Raw genomic sequence first — 22,545 nt, 5'->3', positions numbered from 1 at the left:
AACACCCGCAGGCATGGAAATTGAAGGAAATGGATATACTGGGATGCACACAGCTGCAAGATTATCATTAGCAATCTATCATTTAGAAACGGAGTGGAACGAACATGGAAAAAACATTTTTGATGATTAAGCCTGACGGCGTACAACGGGGATTGATCGGCAGGCTGGTTCAGCGCTTTGAGGATAAGGGCTTTCAGCTCATCGGCTCCAAATTGATGGTCATCACCAAGGAGCAAGCGGAATTCCACTATGCCGAGCATAAGGAAAAGCCGTTTTTCGGCGAGCTGGTTCAGTTTATTACCTCCGGTCCGGTTTTTGCGATGGTATGGCAGGGCGATAACGTCATTGCGCTATCCCGCGCCATGATGGGCAAGACGAACCCGCTCGACGCCGTGCCGGGAACGATCCGGGGCGATTACGCGGTTCATACCGGCAACAACATCATTCACGGCTCCGATTCTCCGGAAAGCGCGGAACGGGAAATTGCCAACTTTTTCAAGCCGGAAGAGCTTCTTGCTTACGACCGTCCGCTGCAAAGCTGGATTTAGCCATCCGGCAAGGGTCTTCCTCAAAATGTAAAATATTTGCGATCTTTTGTCCGAAAACCTTCGTAAGGGGTTTGAACTTTCCGTGAAAATTTGGTACGTTGAGAAGGTGAGTTCAGATGCTGTCCCCAAAGGAGAGAAAGAAGATGCGAGATCCACGTTTGCAGCAGTTTGCGAGAAACCTGGTACGGTATTCCGTCGACCTTCAGCCGGGTGAGAACATCCTGATAGAAATGATCGGCCTTCGCGATCAGGAATTGACCAAGTGTTTAATAGAAGAGGTGTACGCGGCAGGCGGACATCCGTTCATCGAGTACCGCTATCCCGAAGTCACGCGCAAGCTGATGCTTGGCGGCAACCAGGAGCTGTACGAGCGGATGGCGGCCATCGAGCTGAACCGCATGAAGCAGATGCAAGCGTACATTGCCGTTCGCAGCGGCGACAACATCACCGAAACGTCCGATGTGCCTGAGGACAAGCTGCGCTTGTTCATGAAGGTGTACCAGCGTCCGGTCGTCGACCAGCGGGTCAATCATACCAAATGGTGCGTGATGCGTTACCCGAACCCGTCGATGGCGCAGCAGGCGAATACGAGCACCGAGGCGTTCGAAGATTTTTATTTCCAAGTGTGCAACCTGGATTACAGCAAAATGTCCGCAGCCATGGACGCGCTTGTCGAGTTGATGAACAAGACGGACAAGGTGCGGCTCGTCGGACCGGGCACCGATCTTAGCTTTTCAATCAAGGACATTCCGGCGATCAAATGCGCAGGCCAGAACAATATTCCGGACGGTGAAGTCTTCACAGCGCCGGTGAAGGATTCGGTTAACGGCGTCATCTCTTATAACACTCCGACGATCTATATGGGAACTTCGTTCGAGAACGTCACGCTCCGCTTTGACAACGGCAAGATCGTCGAGGCGACAGCGAACAATTCCGCCAAGCTGAACGAAATTTTGGATACTGACGACGGGGCCCGCTTTGTCGGCGAGTTCGCGATCGGCGTCAATCCGTACATACAGCAGCCGATGAAAGACATTTTGTTCGACGAGAAAATCGACGGCAGCATCCACTTTACGCCGGGTAACGCTTACACGGATGCGGATAACGGCAACCGCTCCTCGGTTCATTGGGATATGGTGCTGATCCAGCGTCCGGAATACGGCGGCGGCGAAATTTATTTTGACGATCGTCTGATCCGCAAGGACGGCCGCTTTGTCGTGCCGGAGCTGGAGAAGCTGAATCCCGAGCATTTGAAATAGGGCGGTTAGCGGACAGGTTCGGTTGAGACAAACGCCCGTACGGCCAAAGCTCTTTTCCCATACGATGGAGTACGACTCATCAGGGAGGAGAGGTTGGTGCATATGGACATACCCGTTACGGGCTTCGTGGTTCATTCCGGCGGTGAAGATCCTCATCACGCACACAGGCTTTATATTACGTCGTGGGACGGCCGGCCGGTTCACGTCCATCCTTTCTCGGGAACGACTTCGTACGATGTCGGGCATCGGCATCAGTATGCCGGCATGACCGAACCGGCGCCCAGCGGGGTTCAGCATGTTCACGGCTATTTCGCAGTCACTTCGTTTGACGATGGGCATAGCCATACCATTCGCGGGACGACCGGCCCGGCCATCCCGCTGTCCGGCGGAGGACATTACCACTATTTCGAAGGGCATACGACCGTCAACGGCAGTATACCTCACACTCACAGGTACGGCGGCAATACGGGCAACGAGGTATAAGGTCTGGAGTGACAGCCATTGGGCGTCCTACCAAAAAAAACGCATGTTCCGGTGCAAGCGCGGGGCAGGCGTTTTTTTGTGCACATAGGCTTGTACTTCCTGCGCTCATTGACATCCAACCTGCCATTATATAAACTAGATGAGAACCAGTTTATTCGATAGGCAGGAGGGACATTGCGATGCCGAAAAAGCCCAGCCGCACGACGTTTCATAAGCGTCTGGATCATATGGTTGCCCAGCTCAGGGAAGATATCGTCAGCGGCAAGCTCTCCGTCGGGGAGCACCTGCCATCCGAGGTGGAGCTCGGCAAGCAGTACCAGCTCAGCAAAAATTCGGTCCGCAAAGGACTGGATATGCTGGTGGACGAGCAGTTGATCGAGAAGGTGCCGAGAGTCGGCAATCGGGTAAGCAGCCCCGCGGTCCAAGGCAGCGTTACGATCAAGCTGGGTTATTATACCTCCGTCATGGAACAGATGGATTTGAACCGGCTGCTGTCGGATTTTCATGTGGCTTTTCCGCATATCCGGGTGCAAACGGTAGCTCTTCCTTACGATAACTACGCACAGGCGATCGAGGAATATATGAAGAGCGGCATGATCGATGTCTTCACGATCAATCATTCCGATTATCAGCATGTGGTGGACAGCGGCCGGCAGGAATGGCTGGAGCCGATGACCCCGCCCGCCGGACAGTACCCGTTTCTGCAGAGCGCCTTTAAGCATCGCGACCGGTGGCTGGCGCTGCCGTTCGCGTTTTCCCCGGTCGTCCTGTGTTATAACCGCAATCACTTTACCGACAAAGGGCTGGAGGAGCCGGACAGCGGCTGGACGTGGGACGATTTGACCGAAACGGCGCAGAAGCTCGCGGACGAGCGGGGGCGGTTCGGGTTTTATTTTTATTTTCTGTCCCAGAACCGGTGGCCGGTATTTTTGCTGCAAAGCGGGGACGCGGTCCGTTCCGACGCGCAGGGGCGTCCGCTGTTTTGCGGGACGAAGCTGATGGAGGGCCTCCGCAAGTGCCGCGAGCTCATCTATAAGGAAGGCGTGTTTCCATGGTTTGCGGCGGAGAACGATGCCGACGCGGAAGCGCTGTTCCTTCAGGAAAAAGTGTCGATGATCATGACGACCTATTTCAGCTTGAACGATATCCGGGAGGCCGGATTTTCGTTCGACGTGGCGCCGCTGCCGTACCTGAACGAGCCGCGGACGCTGCTGCTCTCGGTTGCGCTTGGGATGAACCGCCATTCGGAGCAAAAGGAAGCGGCGCGAACGCTGATCGATTACTTGCTGGGAGAAGCGGCCCAACTGACGCTGCGTCAGAATACCTTCAGCATTCCGAGCCTGAAGAAGGCTGCGGAATGGCGCGGGAAGGGAGCGGTCAAGCATCCGTCGCGTTACCCCATGTACCGCGAAATTATTCCGTCGTTCCGCTGGACGACGGACATTCATCTGAACGCAAGGCAGGTGGATGCGATGCACCGGGAACTGAAGTGGTTCTGGTCCCGCATGGAAGAGGAAGATACGATTTGCCGTCGGCTCGAGGAGGCGCTGTCCTAAGAGCCGGACGGCTTTTCTTTTTTTTCTGCGGGCCGTGTCGTTCGGGTAGTCTCCGCATAATTTTTTGACAGGGTGGTTGACAGCGCTTTCCTGTGTCGTTATAGTATAAATAAATACCAGATATGATCTAGATGAGCATAAAAATCGCTTTCCTCATGAACTGGATCATTGGTGGTTCTTATGGCTGAAAGGGGGACGGCCCGTCCGTCAATAGACCACAGCGTCAATCGTCAAGCGTCAATCGTCGATCAAAGTCCGGTGGGTCCGAAACAAGTCATGGATTCGTCAGTTCAGTCTACAAGCGAGGAGGGTCTTATCTATGACCAAACGTGCATTATCGATGGTACTGCCGGCTGCGCTTTCGCTCGGCATCGTATTGTCCGGCTGCGGCTCGGATGCGGGCAGCCCTGACAACGCACCCGATCCGGGGGCGGCCGGGGATAAGGTGGCTGGAGAAATTACCATATGGGGGCATCCTTATGTCGGCGACGATAAGAAGGAGCAGCTCAAAGCGTTCTGGAACGACACGATTGCCGCGTTCAAGCAGAAATATCCCGACGTAAAAGTGAACTACGAAGAGATTCCGTGGAAAAACCGGGAGCAAAAAATATTGACCGCGCTCGCCGCCGGATCCGGTCCGGACGTCTTCTATCAGCTTCCAGATCAAATTCCGCAGTTTGCCGGCAATAATGCACTGGAGCCGCTTGACGCCTACAGTAAAGATATCCAAACGGACGATTTCAGCAAGGGAGCGTTAGCCGGAGCGACTTATCAGGGCAAATTGTATGCGCTTCCGATCCTGCAGGAGGTTCAGACGCTGATCTATAACCCGGACTTAATCAAGGCGATCGGCGAAGATCCGGCGAAGCTGCCGACGACTTGGGACGAATTCGACCGCTGGGCCGAGAAGGCGAAAGCCCAAGGCTTGTATGCGCGTAATTTCGAAGGCGGCGCGGGCTGCTGCAATGCGACGCTGTACCCGTTGCTGTGGCAGAGCGGCGGCAATGTCGTGGACGACGCAGGCAGCATTATTTTGAACAATGACAAAGGCGTGCAGGCGTTCGAGTATGTAAAGAAAATGTACGACAACGGCTGGATTCCGAAAGACTCCATCTCCAACGACAACCAGTTCCCCGAATTTTTGTCCGGCAAAATGCTGGCGGTCTGGGGACAAGGCTCGACGCTGACGACGCTGAAAGCGCAGAAAAAACCGTATGTCATCGGACCGCCGCTGAAAAAGGAAAAGCAGGCGAGCTTCGGCACGGTAGGCATGTTCGTCGTCTCGAAAACGAGCAAAAAAAAAGCCGCTGCCGTCGAATTCGCCAAATTTCTGACGAGCACGGATACGGCCAAGGCGTTCAATAAATTGACCGGTTATTTGCCCGTGCGCAAATCGGCGGGCGACATTTATAGCGGCGACCAAGACATGAAGGAATTTATGAAGTACGCCGATCTGACGATCCCCGGCATCTCCCATCCGGCCGCCCGCGGGTTTATGCCCAAGATTCAAGCGGAGCTCGGCGCGATGCTGGAAGGCAAGAAGACGCCGAAGCAAGCGGCCGATGCCGCTGCCGAAGCGCTTAAGCTCGACGCGAAAAAGTAATGCCAAACCCAAAGTCGCGGGGAGAGGCACCGGCTGATGCCGCCTTTCCCTGCGCCTCGGACCTGCCGGAGGTGACGATTCGCCGTATGGAATCCGTACGAAACTCGCATATCCATCATCGCAGCGTGCTGTCCGGACGGATCGCGCATAGCTGGAAAAAGAACGCCATTATCTATGTTTTTCTGCTGCCGGTATTGCTGCATTTTCTCGTATTTCAGTTCGCCCCGCTCGTCTTCAGCTTCGTTCTGACCTTCATGGATTGGCCGATGATCGGCGAGCCGTCCTTTGCGGGACTCGGCAACTGGGAGCGGTTCCTGCAGGATAAGCTGGCCTGGCGGTCGATCTGGAACACCGTGCTGTTCTCGGTCTATTATATCGTGCCGACGATGGCACTCGGCTTGATTTTGGCGCTGCTCGTTTACTCCAGAGTCAAGCTGGCCGGACTGTTTAAGGGCATGTTCTTCCTTCCGGTCGTCACGTCGTTCGTTATCTTGTCGGGCATCTGGGCCTGGCTGTTCAAGGGAACGGACTACGGGGTGGCTAACCATCTGCTCAGCTATATCGGGATCGAACCGCAGCTCTTTTTCTCCGATTCGAAGCAGGCGCTGCCGGTGCTTGCCGCTTTGAGCATTTTCAAAGTATGCGGAAGCACGATGGTGTATTATTACGCCGGGCTGCAGTCGATTCCGGGTCATCTGTACGAAGCGGCGAAGATGGACGGCGCGACAGGCTGGCGAACGTTCTGGAGCGTCACGTTTCCGCTGCTACTGCCGATTCATTTTTACGTGGCGATCATTACGACCATCGGATCGTTTCAAATTTTCGATTCCGCGTTCCTGCTGACGGGAGGAGGCCCGGATTACTCGACGACGACGATCGTGTATTACTTGTACCAGGAAGGCTTCACGTCGCTGCGCTTCGGCTACGGCAGCGTGCTTGCGTATGTGCTTTTTTTCATCATTTTTACGATCTCGCTCGTGCAGCGCAAATTTCTCGGCAAAGACGTATCCTACCATTAAACTTCGCGGAAAAAAGGAGGCGGACGGCATGACGGCTGGGCGAAAAACGCTGGTCTATATCCCGCTCGTGCTGGCGGGCATCGCGTTCATGTTCCCGTTTGTCGTAATGGTGCTCGGGTCGTTCAAAAAGCTGGATGTGGCGCTCGCCGATCCTTCCTTTTGGATTCCCGACCGGCCGACCTGGTATAACTATAGTTACATTTTCAACAGCGGCAGCATGACGCGGTGGTTGTTCAACTCGCTCGTCATGACTTTGGTGCCGGTTGCGACGCAGATGTTTTTCGCCGGCGTGCTCGGTTATATTTTCGCCAAAAAGCAGTTCCGGTTCAAAGAGACGATCTTCTGGTGCTTTATGGCGATGGTCATGATCCCGAATCAAATGCTGATTATTCCGAAATACATCATGTTCAGCAAAATGCATTGGATCAACACGTATTCCGCCATTATCGTACCGGAGCTGTGGGCGATCATGGGCGTATTTCTGGTGCGGCAGTTCATGCAGACGATCCCTAAGGACCTGGAAGAAGCGGCTTATCTCGACGGGGCCGGGGATTTCAAAATTTTGTTCCGGCTCATGGTGCCGCTGGCCAAGCCGGCGCTGGCCACCGTCGGAACGTTTGCGTTCATCTCGTGCTGGAATGACTTGTTTACGCCGCTTATTTTTACGACGTCCGAGAAAATGTTCCCGCTCACGGTAGGCCTCGCCTCTTTGTTGACCAAGGAGGGCAATTTCGGATTCGAAATGGCCGGGGCGGTGATCTCGTTCGTTCCGACGTTTTTGATCTTTTTGTTTTTCCAGCGTTACTTCACCGAGGGCATTACGATGTCCGGCTTGAAATAATTGACTTGGATTTCGGTTAGGAAAAAGAGAGGGGACACCATCATGAGGGCAGTAGTCGCCATCAACGGAGAGGCGGAGGTCAGACAAGTGCCTGAGCCGGTCGTGGAGCCGAATAGCATTCTGGTGCGCACGATCTGTTCGGCGATCAGCCCGGGCACGGAGATCGAGATGAAAAAACGGGCCGGCGCGACGCCGGTCTCGCTCGGCTACAGTGCGGTCGGCACGGTGCTCCAAACGGGCGAAGGGGTGACGCATGTCCGCCCGGGCGACCGGGTGGCCTGCTACGGTGCTCCGTACGTGAAGCACGCGGAGCTGCTCGCCGTGCCCAAAGCGCTCGCCGTTCCGCTCCCGGACTTTCTGTCGGCCGAGGAGGCGGCGTTCGTCGGTCTCGGAGCGATTGCGATTCACGGGCTGCGGCAGGCCGAGCTGCAATTCGGCAGCAAAGTCGCCGTGGTCGGGCTGGGCATTCTCGGCCAGCTCACCTGCCAGATTGCGGAAGCGGCGGGATACCGGGTGTACGCGCTGGATTTGCTGGAGGAGCGGTGCTCGATGCTTCGGCGCTCCGGGCTTCAGGCGGTGTTTGCCTCCTACGAGGAGCTGGAAGCTTCGCTGCGGACGGATTATTTGGTCGAAGGCGCGGATGCGGTCGTCCTGTGCGCCAGCGGCGGGGGCGCGGAGCTGTTGAACCGGTCGCTCGGCTGGCTGCGGGACCGGGGCCGCATTGTCATCGTGGGGGACATGCACGCCGAATTGTCCCGGGAGCTCATGTTCGCCAAAGAAGCGGAGCTGCGCATCGCGCGTGCGGGCGGCCCGGGGCGGTACGACGCCGGTTACGAGCAGGATGGCGTCGATTATCCGGTCGGCTTCGTGCGTTGGACGGAAGGGCGCAACATGTACGAATATATTCGATTGCTTGGCGAGCGGAAGATCGACGTTTTACCGCTGATTTCCATGAAGCTTCCGGTGGACCGGGCGGGAGAGGCGTACGAATGGTACCTGCGCGCCCCGAAAGAAACGCTTGGCGTATTGCTTACTTATTGATCTGAGAATTGTGAAGCTGCCCAAAGCCGGTTCCGGGCCCTCCCGGGTGCCTGGAGCCCGGCTCTGGTTTTGAAATGCATATCCGATAAATAAAAAAACAAGCCTTGCAGCAATATGCGGCAGGGCTTGTTTTGCGACTTTTCATATTAAAAATAACGCGATGAATTATACCGTAAGCAATAATAAAATGATCGAGGTTAAGCTGAAGCACGTATTGATCAAGCAAAGGAACAGCACGACTTGCTTCGGATTCAAGCCGCTGCGCAGCAGCCGGTAGTGCGCTTGGCTGGCGTCCGCCTGATAGATCGGCTTGCCGTTCATCATCCGCTTGAACACGACGAACAGGTTGTCGAAAATCGGTACGCCGAGCGCCAGAATCGGAACGAGCAGCGACAGCACGGTCGCGCCTTTGAACGCCCCGTCCAAGGCGATGACGCCGAGCAGAAAACCGAACAGCGTCGCGCCCGCGTCGCCCATGAACACTTTGGCCGGAGGCTTGTTGTATTTCAAGTAGGCTAATGCCGCTCCGACCAGAATGATGGCGAGCATCGCCGAATCGGACTGCGCTTTAGCCAGTGCGACAACGAACAGCGTAACCGCCGAAATCGCCGAAAGCCCGCCGGCCAGTCCGTCCATCCCGTCCGTAAAGTTAATGACGGTCGTTACTCCGAAAATCCACATGACGGTCAGAAAAAATTGCAGCCAGACCGGCAGGATGACGTCGCTTCCGGTGAACGGATTGTTGAACCCGTAAAAGACGACGCCGGAGCTGTACACGATGACGGCTGCGGAAAGCTGCACGATCAGCTTCGGCCAAGCGGCGAGCTCCTTGCCGTGGGTTTTGTACCAGTCGTCCACCATACCGATGATAAGAATCAGCAGCGATCCGGCCAGAATGGCGGCGGACTGCTTCCAATCGTCCCGTACGAAGAATAAGTAAGTGATCACGAACCCGGCGAAGATCGCGAGGCCGGCCGTCAATGGTATCGGTTCTCTATGTATTTTCCTTTCGTTGTCGACTTTCGGCTTGTCCACAAAATCGATGCGAAACGCCAAACGGCGCAGCGGGGGGATGAGCAGGAATACGATGGTAAATGACATGAGAAAGGCGGCCAAGTAAAGAATAAAAATCCCTCCACATTCCGTCAATATTCGATTAGTTATGATTCCCCATTATACCACACGGCTTGTCCGATACAAAGCGTAGTCATCGGTTTATCAGGATTGCGTCAGGCAGCTTTGGCGGGATCAACCCATATTTTTCGGCGTCAAGGGCATAATAGCGACGACGAAAGGAGGGATAGCGCAGATGAGAGACGACTTGGCCGGCGATACGGAGGCCTGGGTGGACAAGCTGCACGAAACGCAGGAGAAGGATGAGAAAAACCGGGAGCATCACGGGGAAGGCCATCCCGGGAAGAAGCTGCCGGCAAAGCGAAAAAGCCATCAAGACTGATTCCGTACCTGAAAAGCCCGCCGGAAGCGACGTTCCGTCGGGTTTTGCTTGTCCCGGCGTATGAGAGGGAAGTCAGCTTGGTGTCAGTCAGTTGTCAGACAGCTGTCAGCCGATCCGAGCGCAACCTCCTCTCTCTTCGTGGCGTATAACTTTACGCTACCATGAGAGAGGGGAAGACGGAATGATGAAGAAAATGGTGCTGCTTGCGGCAGGCATGCTGCTCGCGGCTGCGGGAACGGCTTCCGCTTACGAGGCTCAGTTGAAGCCTTTTGCGGATTTGGCGCCCAGGGACTGGTCGGAGGAAGCCGTATATTCCTTGTCGGCGCTTGGGGTGATCGAGGGCTACGAAGACCTGACGTACCGCCCCAACGATTCGTTGTCCCGCGAAGCGTTCGTCAAGCTGCTCGTGAACGCGGCGCGCCCGGATACCCGGAACGATCAGGACAAGGGTGGCGCGAAGCTGACGGATGTGCCTGCGGAGCGGTGGTCTTATCCTTACATTACCGCGGCGCTGGAGAAGCAGTGGATCGATTTTATGCCGGATGCGTCAGGAGCGCTTCATCCGGAGCTTGAGGTGAAACGGGAGGAAGTGGCCGCTGCCATCGGAAAATATTTGTTGAGCCTCGAAGCGCCCGATTTCGCGAAGCGCTGGACGGAGGACGAATGGACGAAGGAGCGGGAGCTGCGGCAGTTTTCCGATCATGGAGTTATCGGTCAGGGCCTTGCGCCCTACGTGTATTATGCCGTCCGTCAAGGGATCATGGAAGGCGACGGAAACGGGTTTCGTCCCGCAAGCTCTTTGACACGCAAGGAAGCCGCCGCAACGATCTACCGGCTGTTGAATGCCGGGCTCGGGGAGCGAAAGCTTGAAGTGACGGGCTTTTATGCGATCCGGTCGTATCCGGCCATACAGCGGATGCCGCTGCTTGATCGCGTCGCGTTCGGCTGGTCTGGCTTGTCCTATCCGGGCGTGGGAAGCGCGAAGCTGGATACGAAGGCGACGGAGTACCGGTTTCCGGACGGCTGGCAGGAGCCGGTCGATGCCGCTACTCGGGCAAAGCTCGGCAAGGAGCTGATGATCTTCGCGGCCGAGCCGCGGGACCGGGTGAAGGAGTTTCTACGGGATGCTGCGGCGCGGAAAAGTTTCGTCGAATCGCTGAAAGCCGTGCTGTCCGAGACGGGTGAGGCGTTCACGGGAGTGTGCCTCGACTTGGAGGGACTGAAAGAAGCGGACGCTGCCGCCGACTATGTGGCATTCCTGCGCGAAGTCAAGGCGGGTCTCGGGAGCAAAACGTTGACGGTGGCCGTGCCGCCGACGTATTACTACAAAGGATACGACCTGCGCGGAATCGGCGAGGTCGCGGACAGCGTCATCTTGATGGCTTACGATTTCACCCATCAGGATTCCGGACTGCCTTCGGCTCCGCTGCCGCTGGTCAGCGATACGGTGAAGCAAGCGCTCGGCTTCGTCCCTAAAGAGAAGCTGGTGTTGGGCATCTCGAAGCAGGCGAATCAGTGGGTCTCGGCGGGAGGAAGGGTTACGCTGGCGCAGCCGGATATCGCGGAGGTCGAGAAGCGGATGGCTTCCCCGGGCATAGCGTTGAACCGCACTTATCCTTATTTTCTGAAGCAAATCGCGTTTCAAGACGAGCGCGGCAGCCATACGATCTATTATGAGGATGCGGACAGCATCGCCAAGAAGCTGTGGCTGGCCAAATATTACGGGCTAAAGGGCGTCTCGCTGTGGCATATGGGGAATGTGACTGCCGCCGATTGGGACGCGATTTCGAAGCGTTAAGACACAACAAGACAAAAGGCTGCACGCCTGACGGATCGTCGGGCGGCAGCTTTTTTTGTGTTGCAGGTTCAAAGCGAAGCCGGAGGCCGTTCGCCGCGTTGATGCAGGACGAACGAACACCGGTGGGAATCGTCAGCTCCGATCCGCCATGGAACAACGCGGCAATTTCCCGGTCGACCCGCCGTCTGCCTTCTTCGTCCAACTGGGAAAACCAGGAGATCGAACGGACCTTGCCTCTCCAGGCGCCGGGTGTAAACCGCAGCTCGTAGTCGAACTGCCCGCAGTCGCTTTCCTTAAATCCTCCCGCCGCCCATTCGTCGAACCTGCGCAAAGGAAACCCGTTTCGCCGCTCCGCGCTTTCCGCCATCGACCCGGGGGCTTTCAGCTTGCCGTCCGGCATATGCTTGCGGGTCCGCTCCATGTTGCGCGGGCCGCTCCGTTGCTTCCGCAGGCGCCTGAACATAGACCACGGAGGGACACGTCAGCGTCGGTGAAGCGGCGGATGGCGAAATAATATCTTTATGAAAGGCAGCCAAGGCATAAAACCGGCTGCGGTGCTTGAACAACCAACGGGTAAGGCACGCATTTTCTAAAAACGCATGACACGCGTACCCAGGTAAACCCGATTTGGCTGCGTCCGGAATATCCGGGATGTTCTCCAAGGGGAGAGGGGATTTTTTTTGAGGAAAGGGTAAGCGGAAATGACCATTATTAATTGTAGGGAAGCTCCGGGACACTTGTTTTGTTTCACCGCATGCTTGGCGGGTAAGTAAGAACGTAAGGCCATTCAGGAGAGGAGGTTGTTTCCGTGCCATGGAACAAACGAGATTATCCGGTTTCCATGAAAAACCTGGAGCCTCGAGTGAGGGAGAAGGCCATCGACATCGCGAATGCGCTGCTGGATGAAGGATACGAAGAAGGGCGGGCGATTGCCATTGCTACCGCCAAAGCGAAGGAGTGGGGCGAGGAGCATCCGAAGCATCCGCCGGAGGGCCGCCGCGCCAAGCTCCATGTCGTTCCTCATGAGGAGGGGTGGGCCGTCAAAGAAGAGGGCGGCGCGTTGCGTTATCAAGCCGACACGAAGCTGGAGGCGGTGGACCAGGCGAAGGAATGGGCTTCCGACGCGAATACGAGTGCGATCGTGCACCGAAAGGACGGCACCGTGGAGATGTCGCATAATTATTCTTAGCCGTCTACGCTTGGCAAAGTATAGTTTGAATCCGAGAGAGGAGCGATCGAACATGAGCACACTTCAAACGGACAAGCAAACGATGCCGGCACAGCATCAGGATCGGCAGCCCGGCATCGAAAGCCGCATGACCCCAAGGCCAAGGGCTGTTGACCGAAAATACAAGGGAAGCGGGAAGCTGCAGGGAAAGGTTGCGGTGATCACAGGCGGGGACAGCGGAATCGGGCGCGCTGCGGCGGTATGCTTTGCGGCGGAAGGAGCGGATTTGGCCATCGTCTATTTGAACGAAACAGGGGATGCGGAGGAGACGAAGCGTCTGATCGAAGCGGAAGGCCGAAAGTGCCTGCTGATTCAAGGGGATATCGGGGACGAGCCGTTCTGCCAAGAAACCGTGAAGCGGACGGTCGAGACCTTCGGCAGGCTGGACATTCTGGTAAACAATGCGGCCGAGCAGCATCCGCAGCGTCGCATCGACGACATCTCGCAGGAGCAGCTTGAGCGGACGTTCCGGACGAATTTGTTTTCGTTCTTTTATATGACGAAAGCGGCGATGCCCCATTTAAAAGAAGGATCGTCCATCATCAATACGGCCTCCATTACGGCATACCGGGGCAATCCCGAGCTGATCGACTATTCGGCGACGAAAGGGGCGATCGTCTCCTTCACCCGTTCGCTGTCGATGAACTTGGTCGGCAAGGGCATCCGTGTGAACGGCATCGCGCCGGGACCGATTTGGACGCCGCTTATTCCTTCGACGTTCGATGAGGAAAAGGTTGCGGAATTCGGCGGCGACTCGCCGATGAAACGGCCGGGACAGCCCGAAGAGCTCGGACCGGCCTATGTGTTTCTTGCGTCGGACGACTCATCCTATATGTCCGGTCAATTTCTGCATATCAACGGCGGCGAGATTGTGGGCGGATAAGAACAATGACAGAACGTTTTTTACATTAGCATACGCAAAAACGCGAGAGGGTTTATCCGATGTTCTGGATAAGCCCTCTTTTTTTAACGACACCTATAGACTGGTTATGTTTGCGGAATTATTAGTATAAACCGTGAACATTATGATCAAATAGTATACAATATATAAACAAATAGTGTACAATAAATGTGGAATGACATGAAGACAGAAAGGGTTGGAGGAATTCATGAAAACGACGGAGTACAGCTTCGATACGGCCGCGCTTCTTGCCGGGGGGAACGTTCATTATAATTTGCCGGTTCCTGTTTTGGTTCAAGCCGCGTTGAAGCGGCAGGAGGGGGAGCTTGCATCCAGCGGGGCGCTGCGGGCCTTCACCGGAAAATTTACGGGCCGTTCGCCCAAGGATAAATATATCGTGCAGGAGGCTTCCGTCGACGGACACATCGCTTGGGGAACCGTCAACCAGCCGATGGCGGAGCAGCACTTCGATCGTTTACTTGCCAAAGCGGCACAATATATGAAGGAACGCGAGCTGTACGTGTTCGACGGCTTCGCCGGTGCGGATGAGGAATACCGGCTGCCGATCCGCGTCGTGAACGAATACGCGTGGCACAATTTGTTCGTGCGCCAGCTGTTTATTCGCCCGACGGCGGAGGAATTGAAGGAGCACCGCGCGGAATTTACGGTGATTGCGCTGCCCGGCTTGCAGGCCGACCCTGCGACTGACGGGACGAAGTCCGGCACGTTCATCGCCGTTTCGTTCGAGAAGCGCATCGTGCTGATCGGTGGAACGGAATATGCGGGCGAGATGAAAAAGTCGATTTTCAGCGTGCTGAACTATTTGCTGCCGTTCCAAGGCGTGTTTCCGATGCACTGCTCGGCCAACGTCGGAGAAAAGGGCGATGTGGCGCTGTTCTTCGGACTGTCCGGCACGGGCAAAACGACGCTGTCCGCCGATCCGAACCGGCGCTTGATCGGCGACGACGAACACGGCTGGTCGGACCGCGGCGTGTTCAACTTCGAGGGCGGCTGCTATGCCAAGTGCATCGGGCTTAGTGAAGAGAAGGAGCCGCAAATTTGGAATGCGATCCGCTTCGGGGCCGTGCTGGAAAATGTGGTGCTGCGTCCGGACACGCTGGAAGCGGATTACCATGACGGCTCCCGCACGGAAAATACGCGGGCTGCTTACCCGCTTGAATCGATAGCGAACGCGGTGATTCCCGGTACGGCGGGGCATCCGGAGACGATCGTCTTCCTGACGGCCGACGCGTTCGGGGTGCTGCCTCCGATTGCGAAGCTGACGAAGGAGCAGGCGATGTATCATTTTCTGTCCGGCTATACGTCCAAGCTGGCCGGAACGGAGCGGGGCGTGACGGAGCCGGAGACGACGTTCTCCGCTTGCTTCGGGTCGCCGTTCCTGCCGCTGAGCCCGAGCGTCTATGCCGAGATGCTGGGACGCAAGATCGACCGGCACGAAGCCCGCGTCTACCTGGTGAACACCGGCTGGTCCGGCGGACCTTACGGGGTGGGCAAGCGGATGAATTTGGCCTACACCCGCGCGATGGTCACGGCAGCCTTGGAAGGCAAGCTGGAGCAAGGGGAGTTTACCCCGGACCCGGTATTCGGCGTGCTGGTGCCAAGTCACGTTCCCGGCGTACCGGATGAAGTGCTGCAGCCGCGCAGCACGTGGGAGGACAAACAAGCTTACGACGCCAAAGCCCGGGAGCTTGCCGAACGGTTCATCAGCAACTTCGGGAAGTTTGCGGATGCGCCTGAGGCGGTTCGCGCTGCCGGTCCGCGTTTGAGCTAAAACTGAAATTTAAATACGCCAGCCTGCAATAACGATTTTGTCGTTGCTGCGGGCTTTTTGGCGTTCCCTAATGATCGGCAGGGGCCGCTTCCATACTTTAAGTTGGGATTAAGCGACATTTCACTTTTTTTTTACAAACGGGTGCTACATTGAAAGAGGTGATCAACGCTACATCGATTTAGAAAGGAATGACGCGGATGGCGTGGCTGCGCTACAAAAAATGGATCATCGGCGTCCTCGGCCTCTTGGTGGTCGGAGCCGGAACGTACGTGTATTTGCAACAAAAACCGAAAAAGTCGGCCGCCAGCGTACAGGACAAGACGGTCGAGGTCCAAAAAGGGGAAATCCGGTCAACGGTATCCGGCACTTCCCAGTTTGAGGCAAGGGACATGCAGAACATTATCGCGCCTGCGGACGGAACGATCAAGACGATGAACCTGACCCGGAACCAGCCGGTGAAAAAAGGGGACATCCTGGTGGAAATCGCCGATCCGACGCTCGAAACGAACCTGCAGGAGGCGCGAACGAGCCTTCAACAGATGGAAAATGATTTGAACGATCTGCGGACCCAGCAGGGGAATCTGCAAATTACCGCTCCGATCGGCGGCAAGCTGACGTTGTCCGGCAATCTGGACACGGGCTCGAACACGACCAAATCGAGCCGTATAGGCACGATCGCGGACTTGTCCTCGCTTACGGTGAAGCTGCCGTTTTTGCTGGAGGATGCTGCACAGCTGAAGAAGGGCGACACGCTCGATCTGGCTCCCGACGGCTTCCTGCTGACGAAGACAGGAACGATCGCTGCGGTTGGCACCTTAACAAGGTCGGACAGCTCCGGCGGCAAGCTGGTCGATGTCGAAGTGAACGTAGCGAATGACGGGACGCTGGATGCGGGGATGAAAGTGAAGGGGACGGCGACGATCGGCGGACGCCGTGTCGACTCGCTGGAGAAAGGAACGCTCGAATACATAAAAACCGAGACGGTGTTCGCCGGGGCGAACGGAACTATCCGCGAGCTGAAGGTGAAGAACGGAAGTCATGTGAATCCGGGCGATGTGCTGGCCGTCATCGGCAGCGATACGCTCGCCGGCGACATATTGAACAAGCAGGCGGCGATCGAGCGACAGAAGGCGACGATTACCGGACTGGAAGACAAGTTAAACCAATTGACGCTCAAGGCGCCTTTTGACGGGGTCTTTTCCACGGATTTTGCCAACAAGAAAACGAATGTGCTGGCGAGCTATCCGGTTGGAGCGAAAGTCGAAGGGACAACCTTGTTCGGAGCGGTGGCGAGCCTCGATTTCATGCAGCTTCCCATTCAGGTCGACGAGCTTGATCTGCCGAATGTGAAGAACGGCATGAAGGCGGAAGTGACCGTCGATTCGCTGCCAGGACGCAAATTCGAGGGGGAAGTGACCCAGGTGTCTACGGTCGGAACGACGACCAACGGGGTTACATTCTACGACGCCGTGGTGGCGGTCAAAAATACCGGCGACCTGCGCTACGGCATGACGGGAACGGCGAATATTTTGATCCAGGACAAAAAGGACATTCTCGTCCTGCCGATGGAGGCGCTCCAGCAGCAAAAAGGCAAACGGTTCGTTACCGTGGAGCGGCCGGACGGCACGCGGAAGGAGAAGGAGATCAAGATCGGCATCCGCAGCAAAACCGAGGTGGAGGTTACCGAAGGGCTTAAGGAAGGCGATAAAGTCGTCGTGCCCGTGCGGCAGCAGCGGCAAAATTTAAGCCAGGCCGAGATCGACAGGCTGCGGCAGCAGTTCCAGGGCGGCCAAGGCGGCGGATTCCCGGGCGGCGGCACGTTCCAGATGGCCCCGGGCGGAGCCGGCGCAGGAGGCGGGAATACCGGCGGCGGGACACGCGTCAACGGAGGCGGCCAGACCGGCAGATAACGGTGAAAGGAGGAATCCCGGCATGGAACCGATGATCGAGCTGAAAAACATTACGAAGGAATACGAACGGGGCGCGGAAAAGCTGCGCATATTGAACGACCTGTCGCTTACGGTGGAGCGGGGGGACTTCGTCGCTATCGTCGGGCCAAGCGGCTCCGGGAAGTCGACCCTGATGAACACGATCGGCTTGCTGGACGTGCCGACCTCCGGCTCCTATAAGCTGGACGGCGTGGCGACCGAGAACATGACGGACAATCAGCTCGCGGAGCTGCGGAACAAAAAAATCGGATTTATTTTTCAACAGTTCAATCTGCTTCCCAAGCTTACCGCGCTGGAAAATGTGGAATTGCCCTTGATTTACTCGGGTGTGCAGGCCAAGAAGCGCCGCGAAACGGCGCTCCAGATGCTGGAGCTGCTGGGGATGGGCCAGCGCGGCCACCATAAACCGAGCGAGCTGTCCGGGGGGCAGCAGCAGCGGGTGGCAATTGCCCGTGCGCTGGCGGTGTCGCCGTCGCTCATGCTGGCCGACGAGCCGACGGGAGCGCTGGATTCCAAGACCGGCAAGGAAGTGCTGGAGCTGATCATACGGCTCAACGAGCAGGGCAATACCATCGTTTTGATCACGCACGATCTGCATATTGCCGAGAATGCGAAACGCGTGGTGTCGATCCGGGACGGCCTGATCGTCCGTGACGAGAGGCTGGCGGAGATCCCGGCGGAGATCCCGGCCGGAGCGGCGGGTGTGACGGCATGAGAACGACGGAACTGATCACCATGGCGCTGCGGACGGTGCTGTCCAACCCGATGCGCACCATGCTCACCATGCTCGGCGTGATTATCGGCGTCAGCTCCGTCGTCACGCTCGTTGCGATCGGACGGGGGACGTCGGACCAGATCGAGAAGCAGTACGAGAACCTCGGCACGAATATGCTCGTTGTCAATGTGCTGGGGATGGGGCGGGCGCAGCAGCTCGATTACAACGATCTGATGCAGCTGGAGCAGCTGCCGGAGTTTTCTTCGATTGCACCGACGATCAATAAAGCCAACTCCAATATCAAGTACGACCGGACGCAGGAGAAATATACGGTCATCGGCACGAACGACCGGTATCTCAGCATTATGAAAGGCCAGCTTGAGACCGGACGCTTTATCGTCGATGCCGATCTCGAATTCCGCAACCCGGTTGCCGTGCTTGGCAGCGAGGTGTCGAACACGTACTTCGGCACGCTCGATCCGACGGGCGAGCAGATCAACATCGACGGCGTCGTCTTCACCGTGGTCGGCAAGCTGAAAAGCAAGGGTACCGGGGCGGGCGGCACCTCGATGGACAACGCGGTATTCGTCCCGCTCACGACGGCGCAGCGCGCCTTCAAGCTGGGCAATATCCGGACGACGTATGTCGATTCCCCGACGAAGGAAGACATCTACAAAGCGCAAGAGACGATGAAGCAGTATTTGACCTATAAATTCAAAAGCGATCAAGGCTTCAACCTCGTCAATCAGGACGAGCTGATGAATGCGAGGGTCGCCGCATCGAGCACGCTTACGAATCAGCTGATCAGCGTAGCTTGCATCTCGCTGCTGGTCGGCGGCATCGGCATTATGAATATTATGCTGGTCACGGTCAGCGAGCGGACGCGCGAAATCGGCATCCGCAAGTCGATCGGGGCGAAGCGTCGCAACATTCTGATGCAGTTCCTCGTCGAGGCGACGGTCATCAGCGGCATCGGCGGCCTCGTCGGACTGCTGCTCGGCAGCGGTCTGGCGCTTGTCTGGCCGATGATCAATCCGGACCAGACGACCAAGCTGTCGATGGATATCGGCTTGTATGCATTCTTGTTCTCCGTGCTGGTCGGTGTCGTGTTCGGCTTGTACCCGGCGAACAAAGCGTCCAAGCTTCGCCCGATCGACGCGCTTCGCTTCGATTAATCTTGTCATCCCGTTTTTACTAAAGGAGGAAGCGGCTTGTGAAAAGCTTAAAGATGTTAACGAAACCGTCCCGTACGGCTTGGCTCGGAGCGCTGGCGATCAGCGCCGTGTGCCTGTCGGCTTCCGCGCCGCCCGTTTATGCGGGGAAACCGGGCGTTTTTGTGGCAAACGACACTTACTTTACGCTGGAGAACGCATCGCTTGCCGCGGGCGGCGATTCGCCGCTGATGCAGTTCTCGTTGAAGCTTCATAACGGCGGCAGCGGCGCGGTCGATTTCAACGGCTACGGCGTCCGGGTGGTGGACGAAGCGGGGAACCGCTATCCGGCCCGCTTGGGCAGCAAGCAAAGCGCCCGCGTCCAGCCGGGTAAGGAGCAGACGTTCGACTTTTACTCCCAGCTGGCTCCGGGCGTCAAGGCCGAGGGGCTGAAGGTGGGCCTGTACGCCTGGGACGGCAGCGGGGCCGACCAGACGCGCAACATCGGCGCGCTGCCCGTGGCGGACTCGCTCCCCGGCGGGGTGTCGGCGGCTTCGCAGACCGTCATGAGGCTCAAGGACGCAGACCCTGCAGCCAAAGAGGATGGATTCCTGACGTTCGTGCAGGGGGACGGCTTCCGCGTCGTCGAGAACGGCAAGCCGTATCTGTATATGAATCTGTATGTGACCGGCAGCGGCAAAACGGGCATCACGCTTCCGTCGGCTCTTCAATACCGGCTGCTGGCGTCCGACGGACGGACGCTTCCCGGCGCTCTTACAGGCTCGGACAGTTCTTCGCTGCTGCCGAATGAAGCCGTTCAGCGGACGCTGAAGGCCGAGCTTTCCGAGCTGCCCGTCGGCCCGTTGACTTTGCAGATGGTTATTTCAGATACGGGCGAGGACAAGGTGCTTGGCAGTCTGCCGCTTGGCGAGCTGCCGCCGGCGGTCAAGCTCGGCAGCGAGAAGCCGCTGGCCCGATACGGAACGGGCAGCGGACTGACGGTTGCCGCCGAGAAAGCGACGGCAATCCGCCAGGAAGACGGCGTCCTCGTGCAATCCACCGTGACGGTGCGCAATGACAGCGACCGGATGATCGCGGTACCTGCGCTGACCGGCGCTTACCAGTTCGGGAAAGACGGGTCCGCGGCGGCTTCGGAAGCCCGTTCCTCGGTTGACGCATACTTGGCGCCGAAAGCTGCGGTATCGTTCAGCTACACGGCGCTGCTCCCGTCCGGCGTCGAGCCGGACGCAGCGGAGCTTGTGGTCCGCGTCAAAGAGGACGCGGCCGCGGCAGGGACAAGCGCCGGTTCGGGCGCGACAGCGGCCGGAAGCGGCGGGAGCACGTCCGCAAGCGCGAATACGGCCGGCAGCGGGGCCGCCGGAAGTGCCGCCAGCTCGGGAGCAACCTCCGGCACAACATCCGGCTCGTCCTCTGCCGGGGGAAGCGCCGGCAGCACAAGTGCTGCGAGCGGCACGAGCGGACAGACGAAGACGGCGACAAGCGGAAGCGGCACAACCAGCTCTTCGTCCGGCACGGCATCAAGCGCGAAAACGGACGGGCGTCCGGTTATGGTCGTCGGCCTCCAAGGCATGGCGCAGCAATACAACCCGACGATGGCTGCGAAAAGCTACGAGTACGGTACGCCGCTGCCCCTTGCGCCAAGCAGCCTGATCGACTCCAAGCTGGACATGTCGCTTGTGGAGCTGCATTTGCACGAAAATACCGATTACGGGTACACAACGGCCATCGCCAAAGTGAAGTACACGAACCGCGGAAGCTCGGTCCTCGCGCTTCCGGACATCGGCACGGAGCTGTTGAACTCGCAAGGACTGGCGTTCCCGGGGGTCCGTCAAACGTCCGCGGCTTCCTCCATTATGCCCGGAACGAGCTATGTCGTCGCTTATTCGTTCATGGTGCCGGCGGACGAAAAAGGGGACAATATCGCCTTCCGGGTGACGGACCCGAAAGCGGTCGCGCCGGCCAAGCTGGATCTCGGCACGTTCCGCGTCGCCGCGCAGCGGGAAGAGGAGTACGGCAAGATCAGCTTCTATCCGTTCGACGTCAACATCGATGCAAACAATCTGGCGACAACCTACAGCCAATCGACCGGCTATTCGTATCATCTGAACTTATCGCTGACGATCGAGCAGCGGGAGCCGGTCATCGTCGACCAGAACTTTTCGAAGATGGAGTTCGAGCTTGTCGACGGGCTCGGCCGGGTGCTCGGCTCTCAATCCGCCGGATTTACCGGCACGCAAAAGCTTATCACCGGCACGCAGCGCATTTCGTTCACGAACGTCAAGACCGAGCAGATCGAATCGGGCGTGACGATCCGCGTATACGAGACGGTCGATACGCCGAACGGACCGGCCAAACGGCTGGTACGGGAGTTCCAGCCGTAAGCAGAACCGCTCCTTGTCAACCAGAGGGGCAGCAAAAGAAGGCATCCCCGCCGTGCTTTGCCACAGCCGGAGGGATGCCTTATCTTTCAGCGGTCGAGCCCTTGCTCGGCCGGTGTAAAAAAAATCACAAAAAGTTAACTTGAAACGGAACGATAAATCTGTTTTGATGAAAAAGTGACTACCAATTATCCCCTGCACTTACAAAAAAGGAGTGTTACCGCAACATGGCTGCAGGTCAGAACGATTCATCCGCTCCGCTCCAAAATCAAGAAGATACGAACTCCGCCGGATCGTCCCGCCCCCGGAACGGATTTTTACGGCTGCTGGAAATCGGCGCCGCTTCCGCGAAGCTGGGACTGACCTCTTTCGGGGGTCCTGTGGCCCATCTCGGATATTTCCGGGACGAGTATGTCGTCAAGCGCAAGTGGCTGGACGAGCGGGGCTATGCCGATCTGGTCGCCTTGTGCCAGTTTTTGCCCGGACCGGCCAGCAGTCAGGTCGGTATCGGACTCGGCATCATCCGCTCCGGCTTGTTAGGAGGGGTGATCGCCTGGCTCGGCTTTACGCTCCCATCCGCTCTCGCCATGGCTCTGTTTGCGCTTGCGCTGCAGGGGATGCCCGTCGCCCAGGACGGATGGCTTCACGGGCTGAAGCTTGTCGCCGTCGCCATCGTCGCGCAGGCGGTGCTTGGCATGGGCCGCAGTCTGGCGTCCGACCGGCCCCGCGCCACGCTGGCCGTTGCGGCGGCCGCGGTCGCCCTGCTGGCCCCCAGCGCCGTCACGCAGGTGGCCTTGATCGCCGCG

General features: G+C 57.5%; 20 protein-coding genes. 19 read left to right on the top strand and 1 reads right to left on the bottom strand.

What is annotated here, in order from left to right:
- The first annotated feature begins 104 nt into the window (after nucleotides 1-104).
- The 8 genes from ndk to PEH01S_RS15990 all read left to right on the top strand — a co-directional run bounded on the left by ndk (nucleotide 105) and on the right by PEH01S_RS15990 (nucleotide 8,350).
- A complete protein-coding gene (ndk, locus tag PEH01S_RS16025) occupies nucleotides 105-548 on the top strand; it encodes a nucleoside-diphosphate kinase (protein WP_127486646.1) in 444 nt (147 codons plus the stop codon).
- 143 nt (nucleotides 549-691) lie between these two features.
- On the top strand, nucleotides 692-1,807 hold the full coding sequence (locus tag PEH01S_RS16020) for an aminopeptidase (RefSeq protein WP_025847203.1): 1,116 nt from the start codon (nucleotides 692-694) through the stop codon (nucleotides 1,805-1,807).
- A gap of 102 nt (nucleotides 1,808-1,909) precedes the next feature.
- The gene (locus PEH01S_RS16015) at nucleotides 1,910-2,290 is read left to right on the top strand and encodes a YmaF family protein (protein ID WP_025847201.1); all 381 of its coding nucleotides are present in this window, start codon (nucleotides 1,910-1,912) and stop codon (nucleotides 2,288-2,290) included.
- A gap of 179 nt (nucleotides 2,291-2,469) precedes the next feature.
- Nucleotides 2,470-3,846: an extracellular solute-binding protein gene (locus PEH01S_RS16010; RefSeq protein WP_127486644.1), complete on the top strand. Its 1,377-nt coding sequence runs from the start codon at nucleotides 2,470-2,472 to the stop codon at nucleotides 3,844-3,846.
- A 319-nt stretch (nucleotides 3,847-4,165) separates the two neighbouring features.
- Nucleotides 4,166-5,449 carry a sugar ABC transporter substrate-binding protein gene (locus PEH01S_RS16005; RefSeq protein WP_127486642.1) on the top strand — a complete coding sequence of 428 codons (1,284 nt, stop codon included), beginning with the start codon at nucleotides 4,166-4,168 and terminating at the stop codon, nucleotides 5,447-5,449.
- Nucleotides 5,450-5,535: 86 nt separating this feature from the next.
- Nucleotides 5,536-6,468 carry a carbohydrate ABC transporter permease gene (locus PEH01S_RS16000; protein ID WP_174807139.1) on the top strand — a complete coding sequence of 311 codons (933 nt, stop codon included), beginning with the start codon at nucleotides 5,536-5,538 and terminating at the stop codon, nucleotides 6,466-6,468.
- A 28-nt stretch (nucleotides 6,469-6,496) separates the two neighbouring features.
- Nucleotides 6,497-7,309: a carbohydrate ABC transporter permease gene (locus PEH01S_RS15995; RefSeq protein ID WP_025847194.1), complete on the top strand. Its 813-nt coding sequence runs from the start codon at nucleotides 6,497-6,499 to the stop codon at nucleotides 7,307-7,309.
- Between the two features lie 42 nt (nucleotides 7,310-7,351).
- Nucleotides 7,352-8,350: a zinc-dependent alcohol dehydrogenase gene (locus tag PEH01S_RS15990; RefSeq protein ID WP_025847192.1), complete on the top strand. Its 999-nt coding sequence runs from the start codon at nucleotides 7,352-7,354 to the stop codon at nucleotides 8,348-8,350.
- Between the two features lie 165 nt (nucleotides 8,351-8,515).
- Here PEH01S_RS15990 and PEH01S_RS15985 read toward each other — a convergent pair whose 3' ends face one another.
- Nucleotides 8,516-9,451, bottom strand: a complete 936-nt coding sequence (locus PEH01S_RS15985) for an MraY family glycosyltransferase (protein WP_036713042.1) — start codon at nucleotides 9,449-9,451, stop codon at nucleotides 8,516-8,518.
- A gap of 208 nt (nucleotides 9,452-9,659) precedes the next feature.
- On the opposite strand from PEH01S_RS15985, the gene PEH01S_RS15980 reads away from it, so the two are divergent.
- The 11 genes from PEH01S_RS15980 to PEH01S_RS15935 form a co-directional block, all read left to right on the top strand.
- A complete protein-coding gene (locus PEH01S_RS15980) occupies nucleotides 9,660-9,806 on the top strand; it encodes a DUF4023 domain-containing protein (RefSeq protein ID WP_084159462.1) in 147 nt (48 codons plus the stop codon).
- Nucleotides 9,807-9,987: 181 nt separating this feature from the next.
- Nucleotides 9,988-11,604 (top strand): glycosyl hydrolase family 18 protein, encoded by a 1,617-nt coding sequence (locus tag PEH01S_RS15975; RefSeq protein WP_127486640.1) that lies wholly within the window; start codon nucleotides 9,988-9,990, stop codon nucleotides 11,602-11,604.
- 98 nt (nucleotides 11,605-11,702) lie between these two features.
- Complete coding sequence (locus PEH01S_RS34630; RefSeq protein WP_164827879.1) at nucleotides 11,703-11,873, top strand: hypothetical protein; 171 nt, start codon at nucleotides 11,703-11,705, stop codon at nucleotides 11,871-11,873.
- 539 nt (nucleotides 11,874-12,412) lie between these two features.
- Nucleotides 12,413-12,793 carry a DUF2188 domain-containing protein gene (locus PEH01S_RS15970; protein ID WP_127486638.1) on the top strand — a complete coding sequence of 127 codons (381 nt, stop codon included), beginning with the start codon at nucleotides 12,413-12,415 and terminating at the stop codon, nucleotides 12,791-12,793.
- Nucleotides 12,794-12,845: 52 nt separating this feature from the next.
- Entirely contained in the window at nucleotides 12,846-13,715 is an 870-nt protein-coding gene (locus tag PEH01S_RS15965) for an SDR family oxidoreductase (protein WP_025847183.1), read from the top strand.
- Nucleotides 13,716-13,941: 226 nt separating this feature from the next.
- Nucleotides 13,942-15,525, top strand: a complete 1,584-nt coding sequence (gene pckA / locus PEH01S_RS15960) for a phosphoenolpyruvate carboxykinase (ATP) (protein ID WP_025847181.1) — start codon at nucleotides 13,942-13,944, stop codon at nucleotides 15,523-15,525.
- Between the two features lie 197 nt (nucleotides 15,526-15,722).
- Entirely contained in the window at nucleotides 15,723-17,435 is a 1,713-nt protein-coding gene (locus tag PEH01S_RS15955) for an efflux RND transporter periplasmic adaptor subunit (protein ID WP_127486636.1), read from the top strand.
- Nucleotides 17,436-17,457: 22 nt separating this feature from the next.
- Entirely contained in the window at nucleotides 17,458-18,189 is a 732-nt protein-coding gene (locus PEH01S_RS15950) for an ABC transporter ATP-binding protein (RefSeq protein ID WP_127486634.1), read from the top strand.
- Nucleotides 18,186-19,364 (top strand): ABC transporter permease, encoded by a 1,179-nt coding sequence (locus PEH01S_RS15945; RefSeq protein ID WP_127486632.1) that lies wholly within the window; start codon nucleotides 18,186-18,188, stop codon nucleotides 19,362-19,364. The genes PEH01S_RS15950 and PEH01S_RS15945 overlap by 4 nt, the downstream gene beginning before the upstream one ends.
- Before the next feature lie 38 nt (nucleotides 19,365-19,402).
- On the top strand, nucleotides 19,403-21,742 hold the full coding sequence (locus PEH01S_RS15940) for a hypothetical protein (RefSeq protein WP_127486630.1): 2,340 nt from the start codon (nucleotides 19,403-19,405) through the stop codon (nucleotides 21,740-21,742).
- A gap of 224 nt (nucleotides 21,743-21,966) precedes the next feature.
- Nucleotides 21,967-22,545, top strand: a 579-nt coding sequence (locus PEH01S_RS15935; protein ID WP_164827877.1) for a chromate transporter, incomplete at its 3' end; no start/stop codon positions are given.

The sequence above is a fragment of the Paenibacillus ehimensis NBRC 15659 genome (assembly GCF_004000785.1).
In the GTDB taxonomy this organism is placed as follows: Bacteria; Bacillota; Bacilli; order Paenibacillales; family NBRC-103111; genus Paenibacillus_G; species Paenibacillus_G ehimensis.
This window is presented reverse-complemented; position numbering and strand designations above follow the sequence as displayed.

Bases quoted from the DNA above. Each gene is read 5' to 3' on its own strand.
- ndk (WP_127486646.1), top strand. From the start codon at position 105: ATGGAAAAAACATTTTTGATGATTAAGCCTGACGGCGTACAACGGGGA.
- PEH01S_RS16020 (WP_025847203.1), top strand. From the start codon at position 692: ATGCGAGATCCACGTTTGCAGCAGTTTGCGAGAAACCTGGTACGGTAT.
- PEH01S_RS16015 (WP_025847201.1), top strand. From the start codon at position 1,910: ATGGACATACCCGTTACGGGCTTCGTGGTTCATTCCGGCGGTGAAGAT.
- PEH01S_RS16010 (WP_127486644.1), top strand. From the start codon at position 2,470: ATGCCGAAAAAGCCCAGCCGCACGACGTTTCATAAGCGTCTGGATCAT.
- PEH01S_RS16005 (WP_127486642.1), top strand. From the start codon at position 4,166: ATGACCAAACGTGCATTATCGATGGTACTGCCGGCTGCGCTTTCGCTC.
- PEH01S_RS16000 (WP_174807139.1), top strand. From the start codon at position 5,536: ATGGAATCCGTACGAAACTCGCATATCCATCATCGCAGCGTGCTGTCC.
- PEH01S_RS15995 (WP_025847194.1), top strand. From the start codon at position 6,497: ATGACGGCTGGGCGAAAAACGCTGGTCTATATCCCGCTCGTGCTGGCG.
- PEH01S_RS15990 (WP_025847192.1), top strand. From the start codon at position 7,352: ATGAGGGCAGTAGTCGCCATCAACGGAGAGGCGGAGGTCAGACAAGTG.
- PEH01S_RS15985 (WP_036713042.1), bottom strand. From the start codon at position 9,451: ATGTCATTTACCATCGTATTCCTGCTCATCCCCCCGCTGCGCCGTTTG.
- PEH01S_RS15980 (WP_084159462.1), top strand. From the start codon at position 9,660: ATGAGAGACGACTTGGCCGGCGATACGGAGGCCTGGGTGGACAAGCTG.
- PEH01S_RS15975 (WP_127486640.1), top strand. From the start codon at position 9,988: ATGATGAAGAAAATGGTGCTGCTTGCGGCAGGCATGCTGCTCGCGGCT.
- PEH01S_RS15965 (WP_025847183.1), top strand. From the start codon at position 12,846: ATGAGCACACTTCAAACGGACAAGCAAACGATGCCGGCACAGCATCAG.
- pckA (WP_025847181.1), top strand. From the start codon at position 13,942: ATGAAAACGACGGAGTACAGCTTCGATACGGCCGCGCTTCTTGCCGGG.
- PEH01S_RS15955 (WP_127486636.1), top strand. From the start codon at position 15,723: ATGGCGTGGCTGCGCTACAAAAAATGGATCATCGGCGTCCTCGGCCTC.
- PEH01S_RS15950 (WP_127486634.1), top strand. From the start codon at position 17,458: ATGGAACCGATGATCGAGCTGAAAAACATTACGAAGGAATACGAACGG.
- PEH01S_RS15945 (WP_127486632.1), top strand. From the start codon at position 18,186: ATGAGAACGACGGAACTGATCACCATGGCGCTGCGGACGGTGCTGTCC.